Annotated in this window: 19 protein-coding genes; 7 read left to right on the top strand and 12 right to left on the bottom strand. The window is 53.4% G+C overall.

Going from position 1 to position 19,857, the window contains the following annotated elements; all coding sequences use genetic code 11:
* Nucleotides 1-13: 13 nt before the first annotated feature.
* On the top strand, nt 14-724 hold the full coding sequence (locus ACO064_RS23150) for a carbon-nitrogen hydrolase family protein (protein WP_421829584.1): 711 nt from the start codon (nt 14-16) through the stop codon (nt 722-724).
* Between the two features lie 35 nt (nt 725-759).
* On the opposite strand, the gene ACO064_RS23145 is transcribed toward ACO064_RS23150, so the two are convergent.
* The gene (locus tag ACO064_RS23145) at nt 760-1,800 is read right to left on the bottom strand and encodes an App1 family protein (protein ID WP_421829583.1); all 1,041 of its coding nucleotides are present in this window, start codon (nt 1,798-1,800) and stop codon (nt 760-762) included.
* A gap of 186 nt (nt 1,801-1,986) precedes the next feature.
* Here ACO064_RS23145 and ACO064_RS23140 point away from each other — a divergent pair, with 186 nt between their 5' ends.
* A complete protein-coding gene (locus tag ACO064_RS23140) occupies nt 1,987-2,883 on the top strand; it encodes a diacylglycerol/lipid kinase family protein (RefSeq protein WP_421829582.1) in 897 nt (298 codons plus the stop codon).
* Nucleotides 2,884-3,025: 142 nt separating this feature from the next.
* Nucleotides 3,026-3,388, top strand: a complete 363-nt coding sequence (locus ACO064_RS23135; RefSeq protein ID WP_114409367.1) for a hypothetical protein — start codon at nt 3,026-3,028, stop codon at nt 3,386-3,388.
* Between the two features lie 105 nt (nt 3,389-3,493).
* Here the strand turns inward: ACO064_RS23135 and ACO064_RS23130 are convergent, their stop codons facing one another.
* The 8 genes from ACO064_RS23130 to ACO064_RS23095 all read right to left on the bottom strand — a co-directional run bounded on the left by ACO064_RS23130 (nt 3,494) and on the right by ACO064_RS23095 (nt 11,496).
* Nucleotides 3,494-3,943: a hypothetical protein gene (locus tag ACO064_RS23130; protein ID WP_421829580.1), complete on the bottom strand. Its 450-nt coding sequence runs from the start codon at nt 3,941-3,943 to the stop codon at nt 3,494-3,496.
* A 2-nt stretch (nt 3,944-3,945) separates the two neighbouring features.
* Nucleotides 3,946-4,614 (bottom strand): SGNH/GDSL hydrolase family protein, encoded by a 669-nt coding sequence (locus tag ACO064_RS23125; protein WP_421829579.1) that lies wholly within the window; start codon nt 4,612-4,614, stop codon nt 3,946-3,948.
* 39 nt (nt 4,615-4,653) lie between these two features.
* Nucleotides 4,654-5,763: a D-TA family PLP-dependent enzyme gene (locus ACO064_RS23120; protein WP_421829578.1), complete on the bottom strand. Its 1,110-nt coding sequence runs from the start codon at nt 5,761-5,763 to the stop codon at nt 4,654-4,656.
* A 356-nt stretch (nt 5,764-6,119) separates the two neighbouring features.
* The gene (locus tag ACO064_RS23115) at nt 6,120-6,584 is read right to left on the bottom strand and encodes a RidA family protein (RefSeq protein ID WP_421829577.1); all 465 of its coding nucleotides are present in this window, start codon (nt 6,582-6,584) and stop codon (nt 6,120-6,122) included.
* 209 nt (nt 6,585-6,793) lie between these two features.
* Nucleotides 6,794-8,113, bottom strand: a complete 1,320-nt coding sequence (locus tag ACO064_RS23110) for a gluconate:H+ symporter (protein WP_114409372.1) — start codon at nt 8,111-8,113, stop codon at nt 6,794-6,796.
* 98 nt (nt 8,114-8,211) lie between these two features.
* The gene (locus ACO064_RS23105) at nt 8,212-9,483 is read right to left on the bottom strand and encodes an McrC family protein (protein ID WP_421829576.1); all 1,272 of its coding nucleotides are present in this window, start codon (nt 9,481-9,483) and stop codon (nt 8,212-8,214) included.
* 9 nt (nt 9,484-9,492) lie between these two features.
* Nucleotides 9,493-10,359: an META domain-containing protein gene (locus ACO064_RS23100; protein ID WP_421829575.1), complete on the bottom strand. Its 867-nt coding sequence runs from the start codon at nt 10,357-10,359 to the stop codon at nt 9,493-9,495.
* Nucleotides 10,360-10,413: 54 nt separating this feature from the next.
* The gene (locus ACO064_RS23095) at nt 10,414-11,496 is read right to left on the bottom strand and encodes a Gfo/Idh/MocA family protein (RefSeq protein ID WP_421829573.1); all 1,083 of its coding nucleotides are present in this window, start codon (nt 11,494-11,496) and stop codon (nt 10,414-10,416) included.
* An 80-nt stretch (nt 11,497-11,576) separates the two neighbouring features.
* Here ACO064_RS23095 and ACO064_RS23090 point away from each other — a divergent pair, with 80 nt between their 5' ends.
* Both ACO064_RS23090 and ACO064_RS23085 read left to right on the top strand, forming a co-directional pair.
* Complete coding sequence (locus ACO064_RS23090; RefSeq protein ID WP_421829572.1) at nt 11,577-11,999, top strand: hypothetical protein; 423 nt, start codon at nt 11,577-11,579, stop codon at nt 11,997-11,999.
* 36 nt (nt 12,000-12,035) lie between these two features.
* Nucleotides 12,036-12,452 (top strand): hypothetical protein, encoded by a 417-nt coding sequence (locus tag ACO064_RS23085; protein ID WP_421829571.1) that lies wholly within the window; start codon nt 12,036-12,038, stop codon nt 12,450-12,452.
* A gap of 182 nt (nt 12,453-12,634) precedes the next feature.
* On the opposite strand, the gene ACO064_RS23080 is transcribed toward ACO064_RS23085, so the two are convergent.
* Complete coding sequence (locus ACO064_RS23080; RefSeq protein ID WP_421829570.1) at nt 12,635-13,666, bottom strand: galactitol-1-phosphate 5-dehydrogenase; 1,032 nt, start codon at nt 13,664-13,666, stop codon at nt 12,635-12,637.
* Between the two features lie 95 nt (nt 13,667-13,761).
* Complete coding sequence (locus tag ACO064_RS23075) at nt 13,762-15,360, bottom strand: McrB family protein (RefSeq protein ID WP_421829569.1); 1,599 nt, start codon at nt 15,358-15,360, stop codon at nt 13,762-13,764.
* 79 nt (nt 15,361-15,439) lie between these two features.
* On the opposite strand from ACO064_RS23075, the gene ACO064_RS23070 reads away from it, so the two are divergent.
* A complete protein-coding gene (locus ACO064_RS23070; protein WP_421829568.1) occupies nt 15,440-16,321 on the top strand; it encodes a hypothetical protein in 882 nt (293 codons plus the stop codon).
* Between the two features lie 19 nt (nt 16,322-16,340).
* On the opposite strand, the gene ACO064_RS23065 is transcribed toward ACO064_RS23070, so the two are convergent.
* Complete coding sequence (locus tag ACO064_RS23065) at nt 16,341-19,499, bottom strand: FAD-binding and (Fe-S)-binding domain-containing protein (protein ID WP_421829567.1); 3,159 nt, start codon at nt 19,497-19,499, stop codon at nt 16,341-16,343.
* Between the two features lie 167 nt (nt 19,500-19,666).
* Between ACO064_RS23065 and ACO064_RS23060 the strand changes: the two genes are divergently transcribed.
* Nucleotides 19,667-19,849, top strand: a complete 183-nt coding sequence (locus ACO064_RS23060) for a hypothetical protein (RefSeq protein WP_114409380.1) — start codon at nt 19,667-19,669, stop codon at nt 19,847-19,849.
* The last annotated feature ends 8 nt before the right edge of the window (nt 19,850-19,857 follow it).

The following is a 19,857-nucleotide window of genomic DNA, read 5'->3' as shown; positions in this document are numbered from 1 at the left end:
AACCAGTTCTGCCATGAAAATCGGTGTAGCCCAGACCCGCCCCGTCAAAGGTGACATTCCGCGCAACCTTGCCAACCACCAAAGGCTCATCGACCTTGCGGTTTCCGACGGTGTCGACCTCCTCATTTTTCCGGAACTCTCCCTAACCGGCTACGAACCGGAACTGGCCGCCGACCTGGCCACAACCCCGGACGATAGCCGGTTCGACGTTTTTCAAACCAGCAGCGACGCCCACCAGATTACGATTGGCGTTGGCATCCCGATCCGAAGCGAAAAGGGCGTCTGGATCAGTCTGCTGATTTTCCAACCGCATCAGCCCCGGCACCTGTATTCAAAAAAGTACTTGCACGCGGATGAAGAACCGTTTTTTGTCAGCGGCCAGAGTACCCTCCATTTTCTGGGTGAAAAAGCCGATATAGCCCTCGCCATTTGCTATGAATTGTCGGTTCCGGAGCATTCGGGAAATGCCTTTCAAAACGGCGCAGCAATCTACATCGCCAGCGTAGCGAAGTCGGCCTCTGGCATGGAAAAAGCCAGCGAAACGCTGTCGACAATAGCCCAAACCTACGCCATGACGGTTTTGGTTTCCAACTGCGTGGGGCCTTGTGACAACTTTGAAAGTGTCGGCCAGTCAGCCATCTGGAACACCAAAGGCGAATTAATCAGACAACTGAATAACACCGATGAAGGAATCCTGACCCTCGATCTGGCGACCGGCTTATGACGAAGGAAACAGCCATTGAAAAGCGTTGAGAAATTCTACGTTTTCATCTCCACCAATCCAGCGGTTTCCGAATGCCGGATGGCTTCGGAACTGTGGCTAAAATAACAGCATGGCACCCCGGCCGCAACAATCTGGTCGACAAATTCCTGGGTTCGAACGCCATTCTGCTTGTGAACCCGGCGCAGATACACACAGCGGATTTGATGCGGAAAATGGGAAACCAATGAACTGTAGATGTTGGGATCTTCCTGCGTATCGTCGCCCAGCAGCACAAATTTCATCTCCGGAAACGCTTCCAGAATCCGGACAATCCGGGCAAATTTGGTAACGTGCTTATTCTGACCGGTTTTCCAGACTTCGCGAAACCGTTTGATCTGGCTCAGGAGATAAATCCCGTTGGGCATGTCATTCTTTTCGCAGAACGTCAGAATGTAGTCGTACAGATTCCATTCACTGCTCGACACGTAGAAAAACGGGTTCGTCGCATTGCCTGCCGTTCCGGCGCGCGCCAGCAGTTGGTAATGCGTCACCACATCCTCAAACGGATCGCGGCTGTGGGCGTTTTCGGTCAGCAAAACATGGAGCCGCTTGCGGAGGTTGGACGAGTGCGAAATCAGAAATGTATCGTCGATGTCTGAAACAATGCCAAACTGCGTCGCATGCGGGCGGTAGACCTCGCCCTGCCCCGTTACAACCGGGTCTTCCGGACCGAGGTTGGCCGTGATCAGATCGACTTTCACCGGATGCCAGCCGGGCATCAACGGTTCGTCGGGTGTCCATTCCAGCCGAAAAAAACCGTCTTTCTCCGTCACAAACCGAACATCTTCCGGAATACCGCTGACTTTGACGGTCGCGCCCGAAACCGGCCGCATCATGAAAAGGCGCAGCAACGCAAAGGTGTTGATCCATAAATTCTGCCGGTATTTCTGGCGGGGCATCGGGCTCACCCGCAACACATGACCAAATACCACGACCTTCTGCTGGTGGACATAACCCCGGTACACTTTCACCACGGGCTTGTCCGAAATTCGGAGCCACGTTAAGATTTTATCTTTTATTCCGCCACTTGCCTTCATTCTTTGTTTATTACAGATAGTTAATCAATCTGGTGTTTTGTTTTCTTGTTTTCCACTTTCATTATTCGCTGTTCAATATTCATTATTCAATATTAAAAACTAAGGAATATCGAATGTTGAACACTGAATAACGAATATCGAAAGAAGGAAAAGGAACACCCAATCCCTGCAAACTAATTCAGGAACATGCCGGAAGCTAAAAAGTTAAAATTTCTGTTCGCCATCAACCCGATTTCCGGCGGACAGGACAAATCGACCTGGGAATCAGGCATTCTTTCTTTCTTCGAAACACAACCGCATTCGGCTAACCTGTTCATCCTGGATGGTAAAAACGACGACAAGGAACTCCCCAAACTCATCGAATCCTACCAGCCCGACCGCCTGGTGGCTGTGGGTGGCGACGGCACCATCAAATTCGTGGCCGAACACGCCCTGACCGCCAACCTGCCGATGGGTATTCTCCCGGCGGGCTCGGCCAACGGCATGGCCAAAGAACTGGGCATTCCGTCGACGCTCGAAGAAAGCCTGGAGGTGGTGGTCAACGGGGTCGAAAAACCGATCGACCTGATTGGCATCAACGGCACCGAACACTGCCTGCACCTGAGCGACATCGGGATGAACGCCCAATTGGTAAAGTATTTCGAAGAAGGCAAGATGCGCGGCAAACTCGGGTATGCGCGGGGCGTGTTGCGGGTGCTGATGCGACGACGGCTGCTGCGTATTCAGATCAACACCGGCAATGAGGTGGTGCACCGGGCGGCTTTCATGGTGGTGCTGGCCAACGCCCGCATGTATGGCACCGGGGCGGTGATCAATCCCGACGGCGACGTGGCCGACGGCAAATTTGAGGTGGTGGTGATCCGCAAACTGTCGTTGCTGGCCATTTTCCGGATGTTCATCCACTTCCGCCCGTTCGATCCCAAACACATCGAAATATTCCCGGCCACCGCCGTTCACATCGTTACCAAACGGAAAGCCTATTTTCAGATCGACGGCGAATACCGGGGTCGCATCCGGGAAATAACCGCCGAGATTGCGCCGGGCTTGTTGAGGGTGCTTTTGCCGGAAAATTCATCGGTTTAGCTTCTTTCGTTTCGAACAAAACCCCGGGTTTCCGATTTCCACCCGTTATTCATCAAAAACCCCCAGTTATTAAATCAGGGTGGCCTGACTCATGCCTCCTGCCCTACTTTTGAGCCATCGTTTAACGCAAAACAACGCAACAATGGCTAATGTAAAAACCGTGATCGATGAATGGGCGGTTAAAGACCTCGAAGACGGTTCATCGCTGAAAATCGCCGTTCTCGGTTGTACGGAACTGGGCAACGAGTCACGACCCGGCATTCAGGTCATCTATATGGGCACCATCATCAACTACGAACCCCTGTTTGTGGAACGTCTGGCGTATCAGGCGCACAAAGCGGGAGTCGATGAGTACCTGCTGGAAAGCTATTCCTGGATGGTTCATGACGATCAATACATCAAAAATTCGCTGGTGCTGGGTTTTCCGCTGAAAGCCAAAGTGGAAGTCAAAACCCGCTCCTCCAAACCCATCATTAAAGAATACGACCTGCCGTTTGAAGTGTAATCCATTGAAACCATATCCACACCATCGTAAAAAACAAACCCGGTTGGTCAGCGTTTGCCGATCAACCGGGTCTTTTGTTACCGTACGCATCGTAGCGCCCCTCTACTATTTTGCCCCCACGATCAATTCGTGCCTGTCCTCGGCGGTTTGCTGAGTAAACGGTAGCTTGCGAAAAGTCACCTGGCTCATCGCGTCTTTCTCATACACCGCCAGACAGGACGATTCAAACTTTTTATCAAAATGGGGCCGCTTCGGAAAAACCTGCGCGGGCGCGGGTCGATCTTCCGGAAAGAAATAAACTTTGGTTGTTCCGTATTTGGTATACAGCATAAAATCGCCGTATTGCCGCATTTCCTCCCAGAGTGTATCCTTCACCGTTACGGCATAAATCCGAACGATGGGGCCGGTATTGTTTTCATTCCGGTACATCGCCACTTCCCGGTAGGTTCCTTTCAAGTCATTGATTCCGGGTTCTGAGCCAGCCTCATAGACCATGTAGACCACCAGCAAAGCCACGAGTCCGAACAGGATGTATTTCCCTTTTTTACCAACCATTTTTATTTCGCACTCACCATCAGTTTGTACATTTCGTCGGCCACCAACTGATTCCCGGTATCGTTCAAATGCACCCGGTCAGTGGTCAGAATGCCTTTTTCAGCATTGGTGGGGTTGTTTTTCAGGTTATAGGCCAGAAAAGCCTTCCGCAGATCGCAGAGGGGCAAATTGTGACGGGCGGCCAGGTCGCGGATCAGCGTCGAATAGTGTTGCAAATCCCCATCCTGATCGTTGGAGAAATCGGTTTTTTCGCCAATGACTGCGGGTGTGCAGAGAATAACCTTGCTGCCAGCCGCCTGTAGTTTTTTGATCACCGCATCGTAGAACTTCACAAACTTGTCGGGGTCGGTGCCGGTGCCGTAGGTGCGTTTGTGCCAGACGTCATTCACGCCCACATACACAAAAGTAACCGTCGGCTGTTTGGCCAGCACGTCCTCATCCATGCGCAGAAACAGGTCGTAAATTTTGTTTCCACCAATGCCGGCACCCACCAGTTCATACTCATTCGACAGGTTCTGTTTCTTCAGCATGTCGCCAATGCGGGTGATGTAGCCGCCGGGCTTCACACCCGCCTGCGTAATGGAATCACCAAAAAAAACAACGCGAACCGGTTTCGACGGGGTTAGAGCCAGCCACATGAAGGTGAGCAGGAGAATAGGGAATGTACGCATGATCAAGTTGTGTCAGGTTAGGGAGTTGGTTACAGAGCGTTAATATGTAATCCGGCGTTTGCGGGCTTCGATGGCCCAGCGACCGGTGGTTTCGCCATTCAGAATCACCTGGGCTTCGTCGTGCAGCGCCACTGTGGGGCAAATGTGATACGGAACGCCGTACAACACATCACCAACCTGAATCGCATCCCAGTTTTCAACCTGCAAAACGAGGTGTTCTTCGCTTTGTCCGGTGAGTTCGTAGCCCGTCAGGTTCAGAAACTTGACCCGTTTCGCCAACGGATTTTCGGCCGCTACGGCTTTGTGTCCCAGATCGGTGGTCACCACACCCGGTGCCGGTTTTGACACCACGCGGGTGATCAGCAGGGCGGCCCACTGAAAGTGCTGTTCGGTCAGTAAATCGCCGTAGCCCCAATCCCACAACAGGCAGGTTCCGGGGCTGCACCAGACGTTGGGGCGGTGGGCATGGTTGGAAAAAGTCGGCGTTCCCCCCACCACCATGATCGGGCGCGGTTGCCCTTCTTCTTCCAGCTTGTCGGCCAGCAATTCCAGCGGTTTGATGGCGGCATCGGCATGAATCTGGCGAAGTGCCACGTCAGCATCCCGAATGTGACCATCGTAGCCATGAAAACCGCGCAGGTCCAGCCGGTCATCGGCTTTCAACTGCCGGTACAAAGCTTCCAGCTCGTCATCGACGACATGGCCCGTCCGGTTCATGCCGAGGTTTACGTCGATGTAAATCACCGGTTTGTGAACGGTTTTCTCAAACTCCCGCGCCAGTTCCTCCGCCGACGCCAGGTTATCCACCAGCGACGCCCATTCGACCCAGTTGTAAGCCTGCACCAGTTCGCAAAACCTCCGGAGTTTCGGTCCGGTCAGTTGGTAAGAAATCAGGACGTGCCGCGCCCCGGTATCGGCCAGCATTTCGGCTTCGGCGATGGTGGCACATTTGAATTTGGTGATGCCCGCTTCGACCTGCATTTTGGCAACTTCCGCCATTTTATGCGTTTTAACGTGCGGAATCAGCTTGTCGGCATCGCCATCCACCATCTCCAGCATCGTTTTGATGTTGTCGGCAATGCGCTCGGGATAAACCAGCAGCGCCGGAGAATCGATCAACTGAACGTTATGAACCAGGTATTCATCCATGTAGTAAAAGCTCTAAACCCTGACAGCGGCCCCAAGGCCCTGTCAGCGGTTTGAACGGGGATTAGTAAATAGAAACTCACGTGAGCTATGAGATTATTGACCCCGGAGGGGTCAGATGTTACTAGCAAATCGGTATTTTAAAAGTTCCAGGCGTGCCGGAGGTACGCGATGTAGGCTTAGTTGCGTACCTCCGGCACGCCTGGAACTTTTAAAATACCGATTTGCTAGTAACATTACGTGCCGCTGGCACTTAAACAACTGTTAGGCAAGGGCATCATCTCATAGTTCGCGTTAACTCGTATTTTGAACTGGCGGACTCAAACCGCTGACAGGGCCTTGGGGCCGCTGTCAGGGTTTTAGTCCGCCAGTTCGAACATCACTTCAATTTCGACCGGAATATTCTCCGGCAACGTGCCCATGCCCACCGCCGAGCGAACACCGACGCCGTTGTCGTCTCCCCAAACCGCCACAAAAAGCTCACTACAGCCGTTGATGACGAATGGATGCCGCTCAAAGTCCTCCGTTGCATTCACCATGCCCAGCGTTTTAATGACGCGTTTGATTTTGTTCAGGGTGCCAAACTTGGCTTTCAGCGTCGCCAGAATGGTCAGGCCAACCTGCTGGGCCGCCAGTTTGCCTTCGTCGATGTTCATGTCGGCCCCAATGCGGCCAATGATGCGGCTTCCGTCGTTTTTCACCGGCCCATGACCGGAAACGTAGACGAATTTGTCGACAATCAAACACGGTTTGTACACGCCCATCGGCTTCGGCGCGGGCGGCAGGGTCAGCCCGAGTTGGGCGAATTTTTCGTCAGGAGTCATAAGAGCAGGTTCTGCGAGATGGTCAGGCTCAGGGCCGAATGTTAAGTTTTCATCGGGTTCAGGCCCGCTGTTCAGATACATGTGCGAGGTATATTCCATATAAACTAGTTGGTTTTCAGTTTTTGGTTTACGGTTTTCGGTGGCTGACGCATTCGTGGACAGCTTGCGTCAGCCACCGAAAACCGTAAACCAAAAACTGAAAACCGTCTTTAAACCACCAAATTTAATGCTAAAACGCCCAACAGTCCCACAATCGAGACAATTGTTTCCATGACGGTCCAGGTTTGCAGCGTTTCTTTAATGCTCAGGTTAAAATATTCCTTGAAAAGCCAAAAACCGCCATCGTTTAGGTGCGACATCATCAGGCTGCCGGAGCCAATGGCCAGCACCATCAGTTCCGGTTTGATGTTGGGGTTTCCCTGAATCAGCGGCAGAATGATCCCAACGGTTGTCAGGCCCGCAACGGTGGCCGAACCCACACAAACCCGGATGACAGCGGCAATGCCCCAACCCAGCAACAAGGGTGAAATATCTACGCCCTGCAACATAAAGCCGATGTATTTGCTCGTTCCGCTGTCGATAAAAATCTGCTTCAACGCCCCGGCCCCGGCAATGACCAGCAAGACCGGCGATGCGGCTTTGATGGCTTCTTCGAGGTCTTTCATGACCACTTTCATCGTCTGCCCCCGCTGAATCCCCAGCGTATACACCGCCACCAGCACCGACAACAACATCCCGATATACGGCTCGGCCAGCAGCGTAACGACCTGATGACCAGCAGAACCTTCCGTGAAAACCGCCTTCAGGGGGCCGGTCAGCGTCAGCAACAGAACCGGCAACAGGGCTACGAAAAAGCTGATACCCGCACTGGGCAACTGGTCTTCGGGAATCACTTTGACATTGAAAAGTTCCCGGTCAATTTTGGGCTGGTATTTCGACAGGGTTTTCCCGAAAATTGGCCCCGCAATCACAATCGCCGGAATCGAAACGATGATCCCGTAAATCAAGGTTCGGCCAATGTTAGCACCCAACTGCCCGGCAATGGCCGCGGGCGACGGGTGCGGAGGCAGGTAGCCGTGGGCCACCGACAAAGCCGCCAGCATTGGAACGGCCACGGTCATCATCGGCAAACCCGACGAAGCCGTAATCGTGACGATGAGCGGAAAAACGATGATAAAACCGGCGTTGTAGAACAGCGGAATCCCGATGATAAAACCGGCCAGGGCCAGCCCCCAACGCAGGTTTTTGACCCCAAATATTTTGATCAGGACGTTGGTAATCCGCATGGCGGCTCCGCTTTCGGCAACCAGTCGACCCAGCATGGCTCCAAAGCCGACGATCAGAACCAGCTCGCCCAGTGTTCCGCCGATGCCCGTCTGGATGGATTTGCCAACAGCCGCCACATCCATTCCCGACGCCAGCCCAATGGCGAGCGACACCAGAACGAACGAAATGAACGTATCGATCTTGACAAAAGCGATCAGAAATACCAGGGCCAGAATGCCCAGAAAGGTGAGTAGAAGTGGCATTTAGGAAGATTGAGGTTATTTAGGAGGGCGTAAGATAGTAATGAGTTATGAATTATGAGTTATGAGTTATGAATTATACGCGTCAACTCATTCATCGTTCATCGTTCATCATTCATCATTACGTTCAAAACTGCTTCCTCCAGCGGCACGTTGACATCGAACGGAACGACGCGCAGGTGCAGGGTTTCGTCGTAGCCGAAGAGGTCGAGCGGTTTATGAAAAAGCGCGTTGGAAGGGTAAATCAGCACCAGTTCCGAAGCTCCGTATTTTTTGCCGTAGGCGTATAATTGATACAGATCGGCTTGATCGATGCCGTAATTTCCGGCGGTATTCATGGCATCGATTCGTTTCCATTTGGTATCCAGAACCGTCGTTACGCCGTTCTGACGCAGAATCAGATCCGGGCGCAGTTTAAATTTCCGCAGTCCGCTGTGGTTATCGATCAGGTGCTGCGACGATTCCTGAACCACGACGTCGCCCGTGGTGACATACCGTTTAAAACCGGCCGCCACGTAGTCTTCAAAAACCCGTTCCATCGGAAACAGGAGCGCCAGATTCAGGTGTTTGCCAGCCGCCAGGCCAAAAGCGCGGCCACTCAGCAGGGCTTCGGCCCAGCGCAAAGCCGGTTGGTAGTGAGCAAAAAGCCGGTTTCCCATCGCAACGGCCCGCAGATCGTCCGCAATCCGGTCCGACGGCGGGATGTCTTCCATCGCAAACAGCATTTGACGAATGCGGCTCTGGTTGGGAATCGTCCGGGCGCGGGTCTGCACGAATGCCAGCGCGGATTTCAGCAGGCGGTTGGGGGGCAGGTTCGTCGTTTGCTCATCGAACGTTACGATCATACGCTCGGCGTGGTGGCGGTTTTGCCGGATCTGCTCCGCCAGTTCCAGCTTCCCTTTCAAAAACCGCTGGTTTCGGGTTTGCGACACATACGCCTTCTGCAAACCCCGCGTCAGGAGCGGGGTCACTTCGTCCAGAAACATCGCGATAAACACTTCCCACAACGGCAGGCGGCTGATGCCCAGCCGCACTGATTCGACGGCCCGAAACGGGCTGTTGCGCAGGTGAAGCAGCATCCGCAGCAGGGCCGTCCGGGCCGCGTCGGGTTCTTCGCCGACGTTTTTGGGTAAAATCTCAAGCTGGGTTCCGTCGCTGGTTTCGAGCAAACCGACGTAGTTTTTCACCCGAATGCACTCCCGGCCCCGTTGCAGAAAAAACGTCATCACTGCATCAGCCTCGTTGTCGGTCACGAAGTTTTTGAGGGCTTCAAAGGCGACATCAGCCAGAAACAATTCCGTCAGCGAATTCGTCCGATCCGGAAAATCCCGGATGCGCCGGATGAGGCCGTATTCGGTAATGGAAAGCGTCATGACCTTAATTTACCGCGTGGTACTTCCTTCTTTTTTCACCATTTTTCGAAACGACATGACATACTTTCCGTCAGCCAGCAAGGTCAGGCGATTGTTGCTGATGCGGTAGAGGGTAACGCTTTGCAACGCCGTCAGAAAACCGCTTTCGAAGTTGTAAGGACAGGCCCGGCGCGTGGTGGAAAGGGCCTCGAACCGGACGTTATCGCCATCCGCTTTCACCTGTCCGTTCAGGGTATTGCAACCGGTAAACCCCTGCAAGCGATTCTCTTTCAGGTTGATGTCGAGCGTCGGAATTTGCCGGTTTACAAACTGTTCGGCGTGAAGCCGCTGCCCGCGGTAGGTTTCCAGCACCCACTGGCTGTTCAGCCGGGTCGCGCCGTTGAGAAACGTTCCGCAACCGCTGTAGCGCTGGCCGTTTGTTTCAATCGTCACGCCATAGGCGTAGGTCTGTCCGGAACGGGTATCGCGGCACACCACCGGACTGATGACCACCTTCAGCCGCCCCTCGCGCCGGTTGGCTGCTGCCGAACGGCTGCTGGATCGGCTGGTTGACCCGGTCGCATCGGCAATCAGCGGGGCATCGAACAGAATGCCATTGCCGCGCGGATCGCGTTGTGACTTGGGGACGGCGGCTGTGAGCAGCGGGCCATTCTGGGTCTGAAAGCGAATGGTTTTGGTAAAATCGATGTCCAGCGTCCAGGTCGGCGTGGTGCCCTGCGCCGTAAAATCGATGCCCTGCCGCCGTTTGCTACCCGCGTCCATCGTCGAAATATCGGCGGTTTCTGCGGTTTTTGACCCCTCCGAGGGCGGTTTTCGGCAACCATCCGCCAACACCAGGAAGCCGCTCAGGTAAACAAGTTGTGCCAGTTTTTTCATAATCCGATGCGTTATTTTCAGAACGTATACGCATCGGATTTTGTTGAAAGCCGCTCAGGAACCCAATCGAACGGGCTGTCGGGTGCGGGTCGATTCGTAAATGGCCTCGAACAAAGCGACTACTTTTCGCCCTTCTTCGCCCGTCACCAGCGGCTGGCGACCGTCGCGTATGGCCTGAGCAAAATCCGCCAGTTGCCGCGAGAAATAATGGCTGGACGAGTCGACGCTGTTGAAAACCGCATCATCCTCCGCTTTCCAGACCAGCCGCTGATCTTCCTCGCCCACCACCGACCACACATCGTTGTAGGGTGCGTCCTGAATGCCTGTCATGCCCGCGATGAACATCGACCCGCCATCCGTCTGAACGCCAATCGACGCGCCGTTCTGGCCGTGAATATGGACTTTCCCGTAGAGTCCCGGTTTTTGAGAATTGCTGACGATCACGTTGCCAATTCCGCCGTTTTTGAAACGAACAATGGCCACGGCCGTGTCGTCAACTTCAATGTCGGGGTGGTTGAGGTTTGCCCAGACCCCGTAGACTTCCTCCATTTCGCCCATGTACCACAGCAGCAAATCCAGTTGGTGGGGAGCCTGATTGACCAGAACACCCCCGCCTTCGTGTTCCCACGAACCGCGCCAGGGGTCACTACGGTAGTATTCTTCGCTTCGCCATCCGAACAACTGCGCCATACCCAATACCGGTTTCCCGATTTTTCCGTCGGCAATCGCCTGGTGCATCCGCATACAGGGTTCATAAAACCGCCGTTGGCTCACCACGGCGAGTTGCCGGTTGGCGTTCCGGGCCGCGTTGATCATGGCGTCACAATCGGCCAGCGACGACGCCAGCGGTTTTTCGACCAGCACATTCGCCCCGGCTTCCAGAGCCGCCACAGTGACGACACGGTGGGCGGGGTGCGGGGTGCAAACGATGCAGATGTCGACATTCTCGCGATCAACCATGTCGTAAATGTCGGAATACGCCGTGATGCCGTATTGATTGGCAAATTCGTCCGCTTTGGTATGATTCCGGCCATAGATGGCAACGAGTTTGGTATCAGGGGTTTCTAAAGTAGCCCGGGCGTGGTTATGAGCTACTTTGCCGGGGCCGATCAGGGCGATGTTCAGGATTCGGGGCATGAAAAGGATTAAATTAATTAGAGGATGCAATCCAACGATTGGTTTGCCAAATGGCTCCTCTTTACAAATGTAGAAAAGTCATGAAACTACTGATTTTATTTGCGCTGATTTTAACCCTTTCCACTTCCTGTGACCGATCAAAACGGGAAGCATCCCCTTCGGATGGACTCTACCGGAAATGGGAGTTGGTGGAGACAAAAAGTGGTACGGAAAACTGGAAACCAGTCTCGTATGAGTGGAAAATCGAGTTTCGCAGCGATGGCGGTATTTTATATCATACCACTAAACCGCCCTGCTGTTCGCCGGTCCGGGTTGAACGCAACCAACAGACGCTGAAGGTTACCGAACTGTACGGAGGCCCCGGCTGTGAGTATGTCGATTGCGCATCTCCGTCGAAATTGAAACTGGTTGCGCTAACGGCGAACGAATTGATCGTTGAAAGTGTCTTTGGCCCCTCCTACCCGGCAGGTCAATATGTCATGAAATACAAACCGGCCAACTAATCTCATCAGACGTTATCCTTCTTTCGCTTTCACCCGATGAAAACCGCTCTTTACGTTCTGTTCACCGCATTGATTTTTCTGGCTTGCGACCAGTCGAACAACTACGTTTCGCCCTCCGATAAACTCTATAAACGATGGAAAGCGGTGGAAATAGGAAAAAACGGGAAAGACTGGCGTACGTTGACCCCACCGGAAGTGGTTGAGTTTGTGGCCGATGGGACCGTCAAGTACGAAACCCAGACCAATCTTTGCTGCTCTCCAACGGAACTAACCCGGCAAAAGTCCATTCTGAAAGTGGTCAAAACCGGAAGTAACGGCCCGTATTGTGCCGGTATGAGTTGTGTCGCGATTTCCGAACTCCACATTCTGCTGCTCAGCGATACTGATCTGGTGATCGATTACGCGCACGACGGAGCTTCGATGTATTCGCTCCGTTACGAGGCTGCCCCCTGAACCGGGGAGTTTATCCTTACTGATTATTCGTTATTCAGTGTTGGTTATTCGATATTCGTTATTCAATACTTAGACACAGTCCTTTCATTGGCCTGACTTGAATATCGAACACTGAATGTTGAATATCGAATATCGAACACCAAATAACGAATATCGAAATTATCGACCTGGGAGCAGGTTGGTTAGGGCTTCAACACCACCTTGATCAATCCTTTTTCTTTTTCATACAACCGCTGAAACCAACTGGCTCCTTCGGTCAGGGGGACTTCCGCGCTCAGAATGGCTTCGACGTCGATTTTACCGGACGAAATCAGCGCCAGAGCGGCTTCGTATTCGCCATTGATGGCGCAGGAACCCTGCAACCGCAACTGACGGGTCACGATGGCCTGCAACGACACTTCCACCGATTTCGACAGATTTCCCACCAGCGTCACCGTAGCGCCTTTCCGAACACAGTCGATGGCGGTTTTTACAGCGGGGGCAATGCCAACGACTTCAAACGACACATCGGCCCCGCGTCCGTGGGTCAAGGCCTGAACCTCCGCCGTAATGTCTTTCTCACGGGCATTGAGACCGACGGTTGCGCCCAGTTTCAGCGCCAGCGCCAGCCGGTCATCGTCCAGATCGACAGCGATGATGGAACCACAACCCGCCAGTTTCAACGCCTGAATGATGAACAGGCCAATCATGCCCGAACCCACGACCACCGCCGTATCATTCACCTGAACAGGCGTCAGACTCAGGGCGTGCAACGCCACCGCCACCGGTTCCACCAAAGCCGCCTGCGTGTAGCTGACGTTGTCGGGAATCTGGTAGAGGATGTGCTGCGGCACCACGATAAACTCCGCAAAAGCCCCCTGCCGACGGAAATCCGGGGTCGAAACGCCAAGGACTTCGCGACCATCGCTGAGGTTATACATGCCTTTCCGGCTGAACCAGTCGTCTAACGCATAAACGGTGGAATCGAAGGTTACCCGGTCACCAATGTGCCAGTTTTTTACATTTTCCCCGGTTTCCACCACAATCCCGGCGGCTTCGTGCCCCATCACGATGGGTGGAATCCGCCGGCCGCTGCTGCCGTCCATGCCGTGGACGTCGCTGCCGCAAATCCCGACGGCCTGAACCTTCACCAACACATCGGATGGGCCGGGTTTGGGGCGGGGAAGGTCTTGTAATTCAAAGTGTTTGTACTCAGTTAGGACGAGAGCTTTCATAATTTTTGACGGACCCGCAGAATTAAATTCTACTTTTTTGTGGTGAACAGAAAACTGTAACACAAAAACGTGAACTTTCGTCCACTAATACGCCATTATTTTTGATAAATAGAGATAAAGGCTTCTTTCGGCACCTGATCATAATTTCGCCGGAGCAGATGCGGATTGATTTCAAACGTGACTACTTCGGTCAGGTCATCCGGTTCTTCCCCAAAAATCTCTTTGGTTAAAGCCGGTCGGTACTGCTTTTTTACCCAGATCAATTTCTGATCGGGAGCTTTCCCCCAGGCCGGATTATCGCCCAGAACGAACTGAATCTTCCGCCAGTCATTGTAAAAATATTCCTGCAACAACGGAATAATCCGGTCACTGAATGCATCGCACAGTTCGGCATGTGACTGAATGTTCATCAGATACGCATGACCAATCAGGTGATCGCGGTCGTAGAGGTATTCAATTCGTTCATTAACTATTCGTAATACTTCGCCCAGATCAACCCCATCGACCACAGTAAGCAGCGTGGGGTCGGGCAAAATCTCCCGGAAATGGAACCGGCGACGCAAGGCAATGTCTAACAAGGCAATGGAGCGATCGGCGGTATTCATCGTGGCCACAATATACAGGTTGGCCGGTACCCCAAACCGCTCCTGCGAGTAGGGCAACGTCAGTTCAACTTCGTGGGCGGCTCCCAGCCGTTTGTCCGGCTCGATCAGCGTGATCAGTTCACCAAAAACCCGGGAAATGTTAGCCCGGTTGATTTCGTCGATAACCAGCACCTGCGCATCCGCCTGCGCCAGTTTTCGTTGCCGGTTTTCGGCCGAATCGCTCAGACAATCGGCCATCGTGGCATACCCGGCTTTCTGCAAAGCAGCCAGGCACGACTTGTAGAAAATCCCTTTGGCTACGTTATAACTGATCTGCCCGCCACGGGTTTCGGGCCGGATTCCCTCCAGAAACTCTTCGTATCCAAACGACGGATGAAACGTCACCCACTCACTGGCAAAGGCCTGGCTCAGTTGCCGGGCTTCGTACGACTTTCCGGTGCCGGGCGGGCCGAAAAGAATAAAATTCGGCGGAATAGCGGGCCGGGCCGCAACGGTTTTTTCATACACTTCCGGTTCTTCCTCCACCCGATCCCAGTCATCCGTCGACCGGTCGGGCCGAAGCAGAGCCGTCATGATTTCACCCCGAATGGCCTCATCGTCAGCCGCCTGGTAGATAAACGGGTTGTGCGTGGCCGTATGCGGGCCGCGTTTGGTCGTCACCAGCAGTTCCATCAGGCAATCTTCCCAGCAACTCCGCAACACGGGATGGTTCAGCAAATGATCCGACGATTGCCCGATCACGATGGAGATATAATCCGACTTCTCCGACAAGGGCACCACATCCACGACCGCGATCGACTCGATCCGTTCGCGGCAGCCTTTCTTTACCGTAAGCCAGTACTCGATTTCGCCCTGACGCGGGCGGAACAAGCGCAGGGCCAGAAAAAAGTTGATGTGCGCCGAAAGGCCTTTCCGATCCCGGTCGACGACAAACGCCAGCCGGGCATCGCCATTGGGTAAGTTGACCATTTCGATCAATTCCTTGAGCAATCCGAAATATTTCCGGACCGCTTCCGGCTGATCAATGGTCCGTAATTTTTCAATAAGCTGGTGTCGTTGCTGGGTCAGGGTCATGATATCGTTTGGCATCCCGTCTATCGAAACTACGACATTTTGACAAATAGTTCGTATTTTGGCGGTTCAGTTGTTGTTCCGGGCATCTTTACATATGAAAAAATGGTTTGGCTACGGAGGAATAGCCCTCATGCTGGTTGCTTGTACGCTCAAAAATCCCACTCCTGCCGACACGGTTTGTCTGGTTACTGAAATGGTTCGCTACCAGCAAAGAGATGATAACCAGCAGGAAATGGGCAGGCAGACCTTTGCCTATAACAATGGCCAGCTCAGGTCGTATACCAGTACGACTCCCAACCGTTCCATCTCGTTTCGATTTGACTACCTGGGCGGAAAAATTGCGTCCGCCTACACTGAAGACCGTTCGATCGTACTGAGTCTCGATTACAATGCCCTCGAACGGGTCGAAAAAGCGTCGTATGTGGTCAACAACAAAGAGCAATCCGTGTTTTCACTTTTTTACGATTCCGTCGATCGTACGGTCCGTTTAATCCGCCTGGTTGAGACGCGGGTGACGTTGCCGACCAATTCCTTTATTGCCAGCCGAACATTTCAGTTTTCGTACGATACCATTGCCCATAATACTGTAGATCTGGTTTCACAATCGGTTCAGAATGGGTATAAGGATGGTTCCCGAACCGAAGAAGAAGTAACTTTTGAGCAAAGCGCCGACAATCATTCTCCCTTTTACGACTCGGGGCAAGCCATTGTACTGGCGCTGCTGGCCCTGACCAACCCCGCCGAAGCTGACATTGCACGATACTTGCAACGTTATGACTGCAAGGGCTTTACCCGAAAAACCAGAGACACCAACGGAGCGATTACATTACAGGAATCCAGTCAGTTTACGACCAATTATGACGGAAATTTCAACCCGCTGCAGGCCATCCAACTTTCCCGCCTGGCGGTTCCGACCGACACCTTTCCTGCCGACCGGCACTACCGGCAAACGTACCAGTACAACTGTGTAGAATAAGAGTACCTGATTCTGGTTTCTAGTTGAGGGCATCGAACAGGATTTCCGCCGGATGTTTGGCCAGACGTCCTGTTCCATCTTTGATTTGATGGCGGCAACTGGTTCCGGGCGCGGCAATCAACACTTCCGCAGGTTGCTCACGGACCGTCGGAAACAACACCAGTTCACCTACCTGCATCGACAGCGCGTAATGCTCTTTTTCGTAGCCAAACGACCCCGCCATCCCGCAACAACCGGAAGGAATCAGTTGCACTTCGTAGTTTTCGGGAAATGACAGCATTTTCTTCGTCGGCACCTGCGACGCCAGGGCTTTCTGGTGGCAGTGGCCGTGCAATTTGATCAGTCGTTTTTCGGACGTAAAGGCGGTTTTAATAATGTTGCCCCGGTCCATTTCCAGTGCAATAAACTCATCGACCAGCAACGAATGCTTGGCCAGATGCTGGGCGGCTGCTTTCAATTCCGGCGGCATCAGATCCGCGTATTCGTCCCGGAATCCCAGAATAGCCGACGGTTCAACACCAATCAAGGGAGTTTCAGCGGAAATCAGGTCCTTCAAGCGGTTTACGTTTTCGATGGCAATCTTCTGCGCATCCCGCACCAGTCCTTTCGACAGATACGTCCGTCCGCTTTCCAGATGGTCGGGAATGATCACGTCATAGCCCAGCCGTTCAAGCAACTGTATAGTTTTCCGGCCGACTTCCACGTCGTTGTAATTCGTAAATTCATCGCAAAAGAGGTAGACGGTTCGGTGGTTTTTATGCGCCGTAACCGCCCGGTTTTTCCACCAGTTCTTCAAGGTTGTTCCCGCCAGTTCCGGCATGGTTCGATCCGGGTGAAAACCGGCCATCCGGTTGGCCACCCGCCGAAGCGCGGGCGTGTCGTAAATCGCGTTGTAAGCCCAGGGAGCCAGACTCGCCAGCGACATCAGTTTCGTAAAATTACCAATCAGCCGGGAGCGCATCGGCGTTCCGTTGGCGTCGTAATAATGCTGCAAAAACTCCGCTTTCATCCGGCTGATGTCGACACTCGACGGGCATTCGGATTTGCACCCTTTGCAGGACAAACACAAATCCATCACTTCCTTGATTTCCTCGTGATCGAACTGATTGGCTTTGTCGGAGTTGGTCAGAAACTGGCGGAGAATATTGGCCCGCGCCCGGGTCGTATCGCGCTCCCGTCGGGTTGCCATGTAGCTGGGACACATCGTTCCACCCGTAACGGCGGTTTTTCGACAATCGCCTGATCCACTACATTTTTCCGCTAGATTGAGAATACCGTCTTCCGCCGAAAAATCAAAAATGGTGTCGATCGGAAGCGGTTTCTGATCAGGCTGATACCGCAAAAACTCGTTCATCGGCGGGGTATCCACGATTTTCCCCGGATTAAAAATGCGCTGCGGGTCCCACATCCGCTTGATGTCCTGCACCAACCGAAAGTTAGCGTCGCCAATCATGTACGGAATAAACTCCCCCCGCAAGCGCCCGTCGCCGTGTTCGCCCGACAGCGAACCGCCGTATTTTTTTACTAACTCCGCCGTATCGGCCAGCAAGGCGCGAAACTGTAACCGGCCTTCGTTCGACTTCAGGTTGATCAGTGGCAATACGTGGAGTTCGCCCGCCCCGGCGTGGGCCGAATATTCGAGCGTCAGGCCGTGCTTTTCGGCGGCCATTCGGTCCAGCTCGTCAATGTAGTCGGGCAAATCGCGGACATCCACGGCGCAGTCTTCGATGACGTTCGCCGGTTTATCGTCGCCCGGAATGTTGTACATAATGCTCAACCCGGCCTTCCGCAGGTTCCAGGCTTTCACGGCTTCCTGGTCGAACAAAACCGGGAACGCGTAGCCTAACCCCTTTTCCTTCAGCGCAGCAATGAGTCGATTGGCTCTTTCGGTGACGGCGTCAACGGTGTCTTCAAAAAACTCGACCATCAACACCGCTTTGGGGTCGCCCTCGACGAAATCCCGGTTTTTGGCCTGCTCAATATTGCCTTTGGTCAGTTGCAGAATGTAATCGTCGACCAGTTCGGAAGCCGAGCAGCGGTGTTCCAGGGCCACCAGATTGGCTTCCAGCGACTGCCGGATGGTGACAAAATGGGCGCAAACCAGCGCACTTTTTTTCGGCGGTAGCGGCAGCAGGTTCAGTTTGGCTTCCGTAATAAAACAGAGCGTTCCTTCCGAGCCCGCAATGAGTTTGCAGAAATTGAACCACTGGTCGGGCCTTTGGGGGGGATGCTGGTCGAGATTTGCAATCTCGACCCCTTCTGTCGCGGATTTGTAATCCGCAGTTTTATCTGAACCAAGATGTAAATTCTCATCCAAATTTACGTGAACGGACTGCGGATTATAAATCCGCGACAGAGAGGGTCGAGATTGCAAATCTCGACCAGCATCCCCAGCGAAATCCCGACCAGCGTTGTCCGACAAGGGTTCAAAAAACGGCAGTAATTCATCGAGCGCATAGCCCGTATTCCGGCGCGTAATCGTCGGTTTAGGAAAACCGGCCCGAATCTGTTTCTGATTTTGTGATCCACTGAGCAGATCGCGAACCTGCTGATACAACCGCTGTTCGAGCGGACTCACGACCCCGACACCCCGGCATTTGCCATCAAATTCCTCGCGGCTCAAGCTCCGGAAGGTCACTTCGGCACCATCGCTCAGGATCGCTTTCACTTCCAGCAGGTGGTGGCGCGTGCTGCCCCAGACAATCGAGTGCAGCCCGCAGGAGTTGTTGCCGATCATTCCGCCCACCATCGCCCGGCTGGCGGTTGAGGTTTCCGGGCCAAACATCAGGCCGTGCGGTTTTAAAACCGCATTCAGATCGTCACGGATCACCCCCGGCTGAACCCGAACCCAACCTTCTTCGGAATTGATTTCCAGTATGTTCGAAAAATATTTGGAACAATCGGCCACGATGCCCCCACCGACTACCTGCCCGGCCAGCGACGTTCCGGCGGCTCTCGGAATCAGTGACGTCTGGTTTTGGCGGGCAAACCGCACCAGCCGCTTGATGTCTTCCGGCGTTTTGGGAAGGGCAACGGCCAGCGGTTTTTCCTGATACACCGACGCATCCGTGGCATAGAGCAGGCGCATGGCTTCGTGTTCGGGAGATTGGTCGTGGTAGAGTTCTCCTTCGAACGATTGCACGAGGGATGAAAAGGTAGGGGCGGGAATTTTAAACATACAAGGCGAAAACCGGTCAGGGAACCGGCGAAATTAGGAACGAATGTGTTGAAAAAAAACAAAAGGCCGACCGCAGTTCATCAGGCCCGAAAAAAGATCCCCTTTCCGCAGCAGACAATTTTCACCAAAAATAGTTTATAGCCTACAAACCACTCACTTGAACAACCATGAGCGTAAAAAGTATTTTCGGAATTATACTAACATTGGCCGGACTGATCGGCCTGATCTACGGCGGCATGGATCTGACCAGCGGGGGCGTCGCCCGGGCGTCCTGGATTTACCTCATCATGGGCGGCATTTTCTTCTTTTCCGGGATTAGTCTGATTCGGAGCACCAAAGACGCAGCCTGATCATTTTC

This window comes from Larkinella sp. (assembly GCF_965227735.1).
Taxonomy (GTDB): Bacteria; Bacteroidota; Bacteroidia; order Cytophagales; family Spirosomataceae; genus Larkinella.
Note: the sequence above shows the minus strand (reverse complement) of the source record. Positions and strands in the feature narration are given on the sequence as shown.